Annotated in this window: 10 protein-coding genes; 8 read left to right on the top strand and 2 right to left on the bottom strand. The window is 49.1% G+C overall.

The window, feature by feature from the left end; genetic code table 11:
• Positions 1-51 precede the first annotated feature (51 nt).
• The 6 genes from B3F49_RS08685 to typA all read left to right on the top strand — a co-directional run bounded on the left by B3F49_RS08685 (position 52) and on the right by typA (position 7,047).
• The gene (locus B3F49_RS08685; protein ID WP_293910461.1) at positions 52-849 is read left to right on the top strand and encodes a sulfite exporter TauE/SafE family protein; all 798 of its coding nucleotides are present in this window, start codon (positions 52-54) and stop codon (positions 847-849) included.
• A gap of 107 nt (positions 850-956) precedes the next feature.
• Entirely contained in the window at positions 957-2,492 is a 1,536-nt protein-coding gene (locus B3F49_RS08680; RefSeq protein WP_293910459.1) for an ATP-binding cassette domain-containing protein, read from the top strand.
• A gap of 269 nt (positions 2,493-2,761) precedes the next feature.
• Positions 2,762-2,944: a hypothetical protein gene (locus B3F49_RS08675; RefSeq protein ID WP_293896577.1), complete on the top strand. Its 183-nt coding sequence runs from the start codon at positions 2,762-2,764 to the stop codon at positions 2,942-2,944.
• Between the two features lie 43 nt (positions 2,945-2,987).
• Positions 2,988-3,908, top strand: coding sequence for a DMT family transporter (locus B3F49_RS08670; protein WP_293910457.1), 921 nt, complete (start codon positions 2,988-2,990; stop codon positions 3,906-3,908).
• Between the two features lie 82 nt (positions 3,909-3,990).
• Positions 3,991-5,187: an MFS transporter gene (locus tag B3F49_RS08665; protein WP_293910455.1), complete on the top strand. Its 1,197-nt coding sequence runs from the start codon at positions 3,991-3,993 to the stop codon at positions 5,185-5,187.
• Positions 5,188-5,205: 18 nt separating this feature from the next.
• Entirely contained in the window at positions 5,206-7,047 is a 1,842-nt protein-coding gene (gene typA / locus B3F49_RS08660; protein WP_293910453.1) for a translational GTPase TypA, read from the top strand.
• A 44-nt stretch (positions 7,048-7,091) separates the two neighbouring features.
• Here typA and B3F49_RS08655 read toward each other — a convergent pair whose 3' ends face one another.
• Together B3F49_RS08655 and asnA are read right to left on the bottom strand one after the other, a co-directional pair.
• The gene (locus tag B3F49_RS08655; RefSeq protein ID WP_293896589.1) at positions 7,092-7,844 is read right to left on the bottom strand and encodes an exodeoxyribonuclease III; all 753 of its coding nucleotides are present in this window, start codon (positions 7,842-7,844) and stop codon (positions 7,092-7,094) included.
• A gap of 8 nt (positions 7,845-7,852) precedes the next feature.
• Positions 7,853-8,887 carry an aspartate--ammonia ligase gene (gene asnA / locus B3F49_RS08650; protein ID WP_293896592.1) on the bottom strand — a complete coding sequence of 345 codons (1,035 nt, stop codon included), beginning with the start codon at positions 8,885-8,887 and terminating at the stop codon, positions 7,853-7,855.
• A gap of 58 nt (positions 8,888-8,945) precedes the next feature.
• Here asnA and B3F49_RS08645 point away from each other — a divergent pair, with 58 nt between their 5' ends.
• Positions 8,946-9,596, top strand: a complete 651-nt coding sequence (locus B3F49_RS08645; RefSeq protein WP_293896595.1) for an HAD family hydrolase — start codon at positions 8,946-8,948, stop codon at positions 9,594-9,596.
• Between the two features lie 178 nt (positions 9,597-9,774).
• The gene (locus tag B3F49_RS08640) at positions 9,775-11,103 is read left to right on the top strand and encodes a GH1 family beta-glucosidase (protein WP_293910451.1); all 1,329 of its coding nucleotides are present in this window, start codon (positions 9,775-9,777) and stop codon (positions 11,101-11,103) included.
• The last annotated feature ends 320 nt before the right edge of the window (positions 11,104-11,423 follow it).

Raw genomic sequence — 11,423 nt, 5'->3', positions numbered from 1 at the left:
TTCGGAGGGCTTTTTTTGGCCTTTGTGCTACACTGTTCGGGGAGGCTTGCCATGTTGTTGGTCCTTGTAGCGCTCATTGTATTGGTAGGTTCGTTCCTGCAGGCAAACATCGGATTTGGCTTTCCCATTGTAGCCATGATCTTCTTTCCCTCACTTTTCCCATTCTCCACCGCTGTAACGCTTAATCAGGTTATCGCCATAGCGAGCACCCTGTTCGTATCCATACGGTACCGAACGTATATCCGATGGAGAATCCTGCTTCCTCTGCTGCTCTCCTCGCTGTTGGTGGCCCAACTGGTCATAGTTTACAGCCTGAGTATCGATACTTCCTATCTTACGGTTGTACTCGGTCTCTTTTTGGTCCTGCTTTCGTTGTATTTTGCTCGCTTCAGTGAGAAGATCCATATCCAGCCGACGGTGGCCAACGGCTTTCTCATGGGCCTTGTCGCTGGTATCGGCAATGGTTTTTTCGGCATCGGTGGACCACCGGTTGCACTCTACCTGTTTGCTGCAGCAACAGAGAAAAAATCGTATCTAGCCACCATCCAAGCATATTTTCTCTTCTGCAACCTGCATAGCATCCTGGTACGCAGCCTCCATGGATCCTTGCTTGTATCTCATATACCCATCATTCTTGTTGGCTGGGTTTCGATTGCAATCGGAACCATTGCCGGTCTCAAACTCTTTACTAAAATCCCTGAATATTTTCTCAAACGGATTGTTTACGCCTTTGTCGGCTTAAGCGGACTTTGGATTGCACTGCAGCANNCTGTTTTGACACTTGATACAGGGTTCAATCTCCGATACACTACCAATATCCAAGGAGCAACGAAGCGCATGAAGAACTGAAGAACACCCATTCACGCAACAAACCGAATAATGCTCGATTGTATGCGTCACCGCGTGTTCACAGTATATCTTCAATCGTGCGTGTGACGCCTCAACCAGGAGGCCGTATGAGTATCCAAACCTTGGAATTCCAACATTTAACGTTTCATTATCCTGACCAGAGCCTTGATTTGTTCTCTGATCTCAACCTATCCATCGGTAGTGGTTGGACTGCACTCATCGGTGCGAATGGAGGTGGGAAAAGCACGTTGCTCAAGCTGGCATGCAACCAGCTTAAACCCCTTTCGGGGGCTGTGCTGCATCCCCCTCTGTGCATCTATGTCCCGCAGCGTACTGATGAGATACCTCCAACCTACGCGGATTTTGCACTCTCTTATGATGCTTTGGCTTGCAAGTTGCATGGGCAGTTGGGCCTCGATCGTGATTATCCATCGCGCTGGGAGACTCTCAGTCACGGTGAGCGCAAGCGTGCGCAGATTGCCTGGGCTCTCTATAGGGAAAGCGACCTTCTCTGTGTTGATGAACCTACGAATCATCTGGACCAAAATGCAATACATTTGATTATCAGCGCACTTCAGCTGCATCGTGGTATCGGGCTTTTGGTTAGTCATGACCGTGAAGTCCTAGATGCTCTGTGTACTACTACCGTCGAAGTCCAATCACCGTTTGTAACCAAGCTTGCGTGTCCTCCCTCGCAAGCGATGGAGGAGATGCGAAAACTGCGGCTTTCAGCTGAAACCTCCTATAGGGAGCAAGGAAAGGAGCTTCGATGCTTGGTGCGTGAAAAGCAACGCCGCAGGAGCGTTGCTCAGGTTCAGGATGTGAGAAACAGCAAGCGTCATATCGATGCAAAAGATCATGATGCCAAAGCTCGAATAGATGGGTTTCGTGTCAGCGGGGGAGACAAGGTCGCCGGTCGATTGTCACGTCAACTTGACACGCGACTGTCAAACCAACTCGCAACAAAGCAGTCATTATTCAGCTCGCTTTCAGAGATGCGGGCACTTGACCTCTCAAAATCAAGCGCGGGTATAACACTCCAAGGCGTCAAGCATCCCGCGAAAATTGTGCTGGACACTGACGAAACTGTCCTTTCGCTCGGACCCGACCGAAGGCTGTTCCTTCCTGCACTGACGCTTTCACATACCGACAGGATAGGCATACGCGGGCCGAATGGTATTGGAAAGAGCACCTTGATTCGTCACCTTGTACCGCTCTTTGAGGAGAAATCCATACGCTTTTGGTATCTTGAGCAGGAACTGGACCAAGAAAAAAGTCTTTGCTCCTACCAAAAATTTGAGGCGCTCGATTCCCAGACAAAGGGAAGAATTGTCTCGACGGTGGTGCGTTTGGGCAGTGATGCCCGACTGTTCCTCCAATCGGCCCTCCCAAGCCCCGGTGAACTGAGAAAGCTGCTGATATCACAAGCTTTGGAGAGTGATCTCTCCCTCTTGGTTCTCGATGAGCCGACCAATCATCTCGACCTTCCTTCCCGCCTGGCCTTGGAAGCCGAGCTGGGTGCCTTTACAGGGGCCTTGTTGCTGATAAGCCACGACCAAAGCTTTCTCGACAAAGTCTGCTCTACGTGGTGGGATATTGCCTCTATTGCAGATTCTCTTGACTCTGAACTCCTTGTGCATTGACAGAGCATATTTCTTATTGTATAGACAAACATCAATATGAGAGAGATTCATGGGAGCTCACGCATTTATACTTGTATTGAAAGCCTTATCAGTTCTGAGGCCGTATTGCAGATGTGGGCTGGATAGCCGAACTCAACAAGGAAGCAAGGAACCTAGTAGCCTTTGCCAGATAGCCGAAGCCTTGGCGAAGGCGAAATACAGCCATGTATTCGAAGCCTTTTCCGCCGGCACTGGAACCAAGCCCCGCATTAATCAAGATGCTGAAAATTATGAAAGAACTATATAGTATCGATATTGTTGTTACCATGGGATGCAATGTGAATTGTCCCTATCATCCCTGCAAGAGTCGGGAGGATTGGGGCCAGGATGATGCAGTTTTTAAGAAGGCCATCGGCATCATAGAAAAACTGGACGACCCGGCTGATAGGATTCGCCGGGGATCGGGTTCTTGATTGCTTGACAGCCTGTGCCGTTCTGTACCAGCATGCAAGCATTATGAAGCTGGATGTACAAAAAGGGGTGGGTTTCGCACTTGTAGCCCTCTCTGCCTGTTGTTTTGCACTTATGCCGATCTTTGCCCGAATTGCGTATGATTCTGGAGTTGATACTACGACCCTGTTGTTAGGACGGTTTCTCATCGGAGGAATTTTTCTCGCTTTTCTTGCATGGGTCAAGCGATCGCCTCTTCCCCCAAAAAAGTCATGGCCCGTCTTGTTCCTGCTCGGTCTGGTCGGGTATGCAGGAACCTCGTTTTGCTACTTCTCTGCACTCAATCATGCATCAGCCTCATTGGTAGCCCTGCTACTCTATGCGTATCCGGCTCTGGTTGTTTTGCTGGGTTTTGTCATTGCCCATGAGAATGTCTCGAGAAACAACCTCCTGGCTTTGATGTGTGCGAGTGGAGGCTGCATGTTGGTCATCGGACTTTCGGGCAAGGGGGACTGGAAGGGCATTGCCCTCGCCCTCTCTGCAGCCTGTGTGTACTCGCTGTACATCATCATCAGCTCCCGGGTGGTGGGCACAAGGACTGCAATGGCAGGCAGCGCCTTCATTATTCTCAGCGCCTCGGTATCGTACTTGTGCATAGCCCTTTCTAAAGGGGTATCACTGCCGGAAAGCGCTTTAGGAGTGACGGCAACGCTTGCGATTGCATTCTTTTCAACCGTCGTGGCCTTCTGGTCGTTCTTTGCCGGACTGGGAAGAATCGGGGCGGCAAAAGCTTCCTTGGTATCGACACTGGAGCCGCTGGTAACCGTGATAAGTGCAGTGCTCTTTTTGGGAGAAAAGCTTACCCTTTCAATCGTGGCCGGCGGTTTTTTGATTCTCGCAGGGTTGGTGATCTCAGCCCTGCCTTCAAAGGGTGCAGACAGCATGCAGCAATACCCGGCAGCAGCCGATGATTCTTCCTGCCGGTAGTGGACATTTCTGCCAAATAACGGTATTACATAGGAGTATCAAGCAACGGTACCCTTGGTATCAAATGTTCCAGGAGAGATTAATGAACTCATTGGCATCCCTACTCAAGGTCAAACGGGATGATGTGCCCTTGATGTATACCATCTATTTTGCTTTCTTCACCAGCGGGATGATGAGTACGCTCATCGGTGCACTTCTTCCATTCATGAAAGCAGAGTACCATATGAGTTACGTACTCAGCGGTGCTGTTATTTCAGCCCATCAGATCGGCAACTTCTGTGCCCTTCTCATAGCGGGATACCTGCCGTATCTGATCGGGCGGAAGAAGAGTACCATCACGTTGTCGCTGGGGATCGTCATCGGGTTTCTCCTGATGACCCTTACCGCCAATCCTGTGCTTTTGCTCATCGCCTTCACCTTCACCGGCATCGGGCGGGGGACCATGAGCAATATCACCAATGTGGTGATGAGCGAAATAGCGGAGAACAAGACTGCCGGACTGAATCTGTTGCATGCATCCTTTGCAGTCGGAGCTTTTCTGGCTCCCTTCATCGCGATTCTCTCCACTTCGGTGTTTGGTGTCTATTGGAGGACGAGCGCTTGGATATTGGTGTTGTTCGAGATCCTGGTCCTGTTCTTTTTGGGGAAATCCTCACTATCGGGAAAGCCCAAGGCTAAGAGCAAGGATGGCGGAACCGACTTCATCAAGAGCGGACGTTTTTGGCTCAATACCTTCATTCTCTTTTTCTATCTCTGCGGGGAAGCATCGGTGACCGGGTGGCTGGTAACCTACTTTACCGACACAGGCCGGCTCAGTCCCGCTCTTGCACAAACAACCAGTTCGGCATTGTGGATTTTCATCCTCATCGGCCGTCTGGCGTGTGCATCGCTCTCGGTAAAAGTGAATAAAAACCTCCTATTGGTGGTTTTGGGATTTCTCCAAATTGTCTTTTTTGTCATGATGATCAGCGTACAACATGTTGTACTGATTTATATAAGTCTGTTCGGGTTCGGGCTTGCAATGAGTGGAACGTATCCAACTACGCTATCCACCATGGATAGGAAATTCAACGCTTCCACCATAGCAACAGGAACCTGTATTGCCACTGCAACAGTAGGGGCAATCACCATGCCGATACTAGTCGGCTCGGTTGCTCAAGCGATCGGCATCGCCGGAGGTCTGGCTACCATCAGTTTGAGCATCCTATGCATGTTCTCTCTTATCTTGGTCAAATATGTTCTCGCAAGAAAACACAACACAGAAAGAGAGGAGGCATAGGCGCAGGTAAGGAATTGCATGATTACTCAGAATACAAAGATTCGGAACATCGCCATAATCGCTCACGTTGACCATGGTAAAACCACGTTGGTCGACGGGCTGTTCAGACAGAGCGGTATGGTCAAGGATGGCGGTCAGGACCGGATAATGGACAGCGGCGCCATCGAACGGGAGCGCGGCATCACCATCAGTGCCAAGAACTGCGCCATCTCCTGGAAGGGCGTGAAGATCAACATCATTGATACTCCCGGACACGCTGATTTCGGAGGCGAGGTGGAACGGGGCCTCTCGATGGTCGACGGTGTCGTCTTGCTGGTCGATGCAGCCGAAGGTCCACTGCCTCAGACGCGCTTCGTATTGGAGAAGGCGCTCAGGCTCAATCTCAAGCCAATCATTGTCATCAACAAGGTCGACCGTCAGGATGCCCGAAGCGCTGAGGTCCTTCAGGAGGTCTACGAACTGCTGCTGGAGCTTGCCAATGATGAGTCCCTGCTCGAAGTACCCATATTCTATGCCATAGGGAAGAGCGGCCGCTGCGGGCTCTCTGCCGATGCTCTGGGCAGTAACCTGCATCCCTTGATGGATTGCATCCTATCGTATGTCCCTGCACCGGTTTTCGACGATGAGCAACCCTTCCAGATGCTGGTCAGCGACTTGTCGTACAATGATTATCTGGGGCGGTTGGCCATCGGAAAGGTTGTGAACGGCAGTGCCTCAATCTACGACAACCTTGTCTGTGTTCAGGAAAACAATGTACATAAGGCTCTACGGGTCACCAAGCTGCAAACCTACAACGGTCCTACATTCTCAGAGACCACCTTGGTTCAGAGTGGGGATATCATTGTGCTCAGCGGTGTCGAGGATGTGCATATCGGTGATACCATCTGTACTGCAGAATTCCCCAAAGCCCTAGAGCGAATCCATATCGACGAACCCACCGTTTCGATGCAGTTTTCCAAGAATATCAGCCCGCTGGCTGGAAAGGATGGAAATCAAGTCACCTCGGCAAAAATTTGGGAACGCCTGCAGAAAGAAAGTCTTCGAAACGTTTCCATCAGGGTTGAGAAAAACGCCGATGACACGTTCAGTGTAAAAGGCCGTGGAGAATTCCAACTGGCAATCATTGTTGAACAGATGCGGCGGGAGGGGTTTGAACTCTGTGTCGGGCGTCCCCGAACGATTTTCAAGATTGATGAAAGCGGGAGAAAAACCGAGCCGGTGGAGTACTTGTATGTCGATTGCCCTGAGGAGAACAGCGGGACGGTCATGGACAAGCTTTCCAAGCGGAAGGCGCAGATGCGTGACATCACCTATACGGGGAACGGACGGGTGAAAATGAAATTTGAAATCCCCGCCCGAGGCTTGATCGGGTATCATGATGAGTTCATGACCGATACCAGGGGCAACGGGATCCTGAATACGTATATGAAGGGCTATGAGCCCTACAAGGGAGATTTCCCTGACCGCCTCAGCGGTTCGCTGATCAGCGATCGAAGCGGCAATGCCGTCGCATATGGTCTTTGGCAGCTCGAAGACCGCGGCCGATGGTTCATCGTTCCTGGAGACCCCGTGTACGAAGGTCAGGTTGTGGGAGAGCGGAATCGGGATGGCGATCTTTTGCTCAATCCCACCCGTACCAAGAAGCTGACCAATCTGCGGGCAAGCGGCAAGGATGAGGCAGTTGTGCTTACTCCCGTAAACAGACCCACCTTGGAGCAAGCCATCCAGTTCATCAAGGATGATGAGTTGGTGGAAGTCACGCCGAATGCTATCCGGATGTGCAAGAAAATCCTTGACGGACAACAGCGGAAAGTGTTTGAGAACCGCGGAGAGATTCCTCAGTATTTACTGAATAAATAAGAAATTGGAAAGGGAGCCGAAAGGCTCCCTTCTTGATGACTTGCTCAATCCTTGAGATACAGGATCACCGGGGCGTGGTCGCTTCCCTCAGTCTCTGTGTCGATGGTGCTGTCGATGATGCGGTCCTTGAGCTCCTCGCTGACAAGCCAGTAATCGATGCGCCACCCTGCATTGTTCTCGCGTGCCCTGAAACGATAGGACCACCACGAGTATATGCCTTCACGATTCGGATAGAGATAGCGGAAGGTGTCGATGAAACCGGCCTCCAACAGGTTGGTGAATTGGTTGCGCTCCTGGATTGAATATCCTGCATTCTGTTCATTGGCCTTCGGGTTCTTCAAGTCGATGCTTTGGTGGGCCACATTGAGGTCTCCGCAGATGATCACCGGCTTGATGGAGGCAAGTGAAGCAACATAGCTGCGGAACGCCTCATCCCAATCCATTCTGGTATCCAGTCGAGCCAGGGCTTCCTGGCTGTTGGGTGTATAGCAATTTACGACATAGAATTGCTCAAACTCGGCAGTGATGGTTCTTCCTTCATTGTCCAGAGGATGGCCGATGCCCCGCTCCACTGAAAGCGGCTCTTGCTTGGAGAACAGTGCTGTGCCGCTGTAACCTTTCTTCTCAGCAAAACTCCAGTAGGTATGGTACCCCTCGGCAGTCAAGGAAATTTGGTCTTCCTGTAGTTTGGTCTCCTGCAAACAGAAAATATCGGCATTGCTGTTCTGCAAATACTCCTCAAATCCTTTTTTCTGTATTGCTCTCAGGCCGTTCACATTCCAACTGACGAGTTTCATGCTTCCTCCTACATTAAAAAGACATGCATTGCTTTTGCTTCTGCGAGCACCTCTTCAGGCCACACGGATGCCTGTACTTCTCCGATATGGGCCTTTTTCAACAAGTACATGCACAGTCGGCTCTGTCCGATACCACCGCCGATTGTCTGTGGCAGCTCTCCTGAAAGCAGGCGTTTATGCCAGTAGAGATTCACCCTCTGTTGGGCGTTACGAATCTCGAGCTGCCTGAGCAAGGTTTGTTGGTCGACTCGGATACCCATCGACGAGAGTTCCATGGAATCCTGGCGAACTGCATCCCATACGATGATGTCTCCGTTCAGGCCGGTATGCTCTTCATCGCTCTTGGTCGACCAGTCGTCGTAGTCGGGAGCCCGTCCTCCATGACTGACACCATCGGCCAACGGAGAACCGATGCCGATCAAGAAAATTGCTCCGTATTTTTCAGCCAGAACTTTCTCGCGTTGTTGCGGGGAAAGCTCGGGATACTGCTTCTGTGCGTCTTCGGAATGGATGAAGGTAATCTGGTCGGGAAGCGTCGGGGGGCAGGGGGAGAACATCTCACTGACGAGGAATTCTGTTCGCTTCATTGCTGAAAAAATCTTGCGCACGACCTGTTTCAAGAATTCGAGATTTCGGTCGTGTTTGCCCATGACCAACTCCCAGTCCCACTGGTCGACGTAAATCGAGTGGATGGCATCCAGATCATCATCCGGTCGGATGGCGTTCATATCGGTATAGAGTCCTGTTCCATGCTTGAATCCCAAATCCGCCAAGGCCATGCGTTTCCACTTGGCCAGGGACTGTACGATTTCCATCTCTCGATTTTCGAGGTTTCCTATCTGGAAGCGGACCGGCCTTTCTATTCCATTCAAATCGTCATTGATACCCGATCCTCGGGGAACGAACAGTGGGCTGGTGACCCTGCTGAGCTTCAAGCCTCCGCTGAGTTCACGCTCAAATGTATCCTTGATGTACTTTATCGCTTTCTCTGTCTGCTTCTGCTCCATGGCAGGAGTATAATTTTCTGGGAAAAACCTCGGCATACAAGACTCCTTATTCGTCGAAGCATACTGTATTTTCCTAAAGAGGAAAAGCACTGGAATGAAGCTGTTTGCTATGGTAACATCGGTTTCCATGAACAACAATTTTGCACTGATCATGGTAGATATGGGCGGAGTTCTTGCACGGCATGACGACACCAGCATGGAGAAGCTCCTGCTCAAGGATTTTGGAATCGAGTCATATGGCAGTTTTGCTGAACTGAATCCAAAATTGGCCGATGTACTGCAGCAGCACAGCAAGAACGCCATCTCCGAAGAGCAGATGTGGCAGCAATTCACCCAAAAAACCGGTATTGTTGTGCCTCCTTACAAAGGTTCCCTCTGGGCGAAATACTTTCATCCCGACTTGGATATGGGCATGCATGAGCTCCTCTCAGAACTGAAGCAAAGTGGTTTGCGTGTAGTATGTGCAACCAATACCGAACCTGCGCATTATGAACATCACAAGGCAAGGGGCCACTACGCTGTATTTGATGCAGTCTATGCTTCCTGTGAAATCGGCAAGGCCAAACCTGAACCCGGGTTTTTTATTCATATCCTGGAGAGTGAACAAGTGGATGCACAAGAGGTCTTCTTCCTGGATGATAACACAACAAACTGTGAAGCAGCCGCCCGGCTCGGAATTCATGCGTACCATTACACTGATATAGCCGATTTACGTTGGACACTCTGTTATTTAGAATTGCTATAAAATCCATGCAAAACTCTATAGAAACAAATATATACGATATTGCTATTAGGCTATAACAATAAGTTTGTACACCGATAGAACTTTGTTCTGCAAATTACATAAGCTTGTTTCGTATTTTTGAGCATGGTAGCATTCGATGATAAACGGTAGATACAAGATACTACTGGAAGGGAAGACCATGCAGAAAATTGAATTCAACAAGGACTTTTTATGGGGATGCGCCACCGCAAGTTATCAGGTGGAAGGGGCCATTGACGAGGATGGAAGGAAACCCTCCATTTGGGATACTTTTTGCAACAAGGCAGGTGCAATTTTACATGGCGACGACGGCAGTACTGCCGCCGATCAATATCACCGCTACAAAGAAGACGTCCAGCTTATGAGCGATCTCAATTTTCAGGCATATCGCTTCTCCATCGCATGGCCTCGGATTATGCCAGATGGACGCGGTGCGGTAAACCAAAAAGGGTTGCAGTACTACATCAATCTCAGCAAGGAACTACACAGCAAGGGGCTCAAAGTGGTGGCAACACTCTATCATTGGGATCTGCCGCAAGCATTGCAGGATGAGGGCGGCTGGGCGGTTCGTTCCACCGCATATGCATTTGCCGAATATGCAAAGGTATGTTTTGAAGAGCTGGGACCATATGTTGATCAATGGATAACTCTCAATGAGCCGTTCTGCACTGCGTATCTCGGGTATCTGTATGGTGAGCATGCGCCTGGTATCAAGGATCAAGAACAGGCAATCAAGGCTGTTCACTATCTCAACCTGGCGCACGGCTTGGCGGTGGTCGAGTACCATAAATTAGGATTGGAGGCCCCGATCGGCACCGTGCTCAATCCAAGCCTTCCAAGGCCTGCTTCAAGAAAAGCTGACGATGAAAAGGCGGCACGGTACGCACGGGCCATCTTCACCGACGTATTCTTGCTGCCGTTGATGGGAAAAGGATATCCCCAGGAAGTGACTGAGGACATGCATATCAGTTTTCCTGTCCAGGCAGGTGATATGGAGCTTATTGCACAACCGATTGATTTCATAGGTATCAACTATTATATGGAACGGGCGGTTGTGTTTGATGAATCCAGGCTGTTCCTTCACAGGGAGGTTCCCTCATGGCAGAGAACCACCAATCAAGATTGGCCGATTGTCCCCTATGGACTGTTGCGAGTACTGAAGTACTTTGATCAGGTTACCGACGGCCTTCCCTTGTATATCACCGAGAATGGCTGTGCCAATGATGATGTTCCAATCAACGGCAGAGTCCATGACAGTTTCCGATGTGATTACATTATTGAACATCTAGCAGCCTGTAAGCAGGCAATTGATGAGGGTGTTAATCTCAAAGGCTATTTTGTTTGGTCGTTCATGGATAATTTTGAATGGGCTTGGGGCTACAGCAGACGATTCGGTATTGTCTATATTGATTATGAAACCCAACAAAGGATCCCAAAAGACAGCGCATACATGATGCGTGATTTTATAGCAGGATACTGTGAATTCTAACTGGAAATACCTATAAACAATACCAAAACCCTGTAAATCTATAAAAATTTACAGGGTATTTTTCAGTACTTTAGAATGACAATTATGGTAAATATAGATAAAATAAATATAAAATATATAAAAAAAATATCGATAAAGCATGATAATACCATCAAAACAAATAAATAAAAGAATAAAAATATATAAAAACTATATGAATATGAATAAATATTGAAGTATTTTAACATCATACTAATATGTATCATTAGTTCTGAAATAAGAATAACAAGAATAATAAAATACAATAGAAATACTATAAAATATAAAATCGTATAAATAAT

Origin of the sequence: Sphaerochaeta sp. UBA5836 (genome assembly GCF_002432845.1) — a bacterium.
GTDB lineage: Bacteria > Spirochaetota > Spirochaetia > Sphaerochaetales > Sphaerochaetaceae > Sphaerochaeta.
Note: the sequence above shows the minus strand (reverse complement) of the source record. Positions and strands in the feature narration are given on the sequence as shown.

Excerpts from the sequence above, each read along its gene's own strand:
- B3F49_RS08640 (WP_293910451.1), top strand. The coding sequence starts at position 9,775 with ATGCAGAAAATTGAATTCAACAAGGACTTTTTATGGGGATGCGCCACC.
- asnA (WP_293896592.1), bottom strand. The coding sequence starts at position 8,887 with ATGCCGAGGTTTTTCCCAGAAAATTATACTCCTGCCATGGAGCAGAAG.
- B3F49_RS08670 (WP_293910457.1), top strand. The coding sequence starts at position 2,988 with ATGAAGCTGGATGTACAAAAAGGGGTGGGTTTCGCACTTGTAGCCCTC.
- B3F49_RS08675 (WP_293896577.1), top strand. The coding sequence starts at position 2,762 with ATGAAAGAACTATATAGTATCGATATTGTTGTTACCATGGGATGCAAT.
- B3F49_RS08680 (WP_293910459.1), top strand. The coding sequence starts at position 957 with ATGAGTATCCAAACCTTGGAATTCCAACATTTAACGTTTCATTATCCT.
- B3F49_RS08645 (WP_293896595.1), top strand. The coding sequence starts at position 8,946 with ATGAAGCTGTTTGCTATGGTAACATCGGTTTCCATGAACAACAATTTT.
- B3F49_RS08665 (WP_293910455.1), top strand. The coding sequence starts at position 3,991 with ATGAACTCATTGGCATCCCTACTCAAGGTCAAACGGGATGATGTGCCC.
- B3F49_RS08655 (WP_293896589.1), bottom strand. The coding sequence starts at position 7,844 with ATGAAACTCGTCAGTTGGAATGTGAACGGCCTGAGAGCAATACAGAAA.
- typA (WP_293910453.1), top strand. The coding sequence starts at position 5,206 with ATGATTACTCAGAATACAAAGATTCGGAACATCGCCATAATCGCTCAC.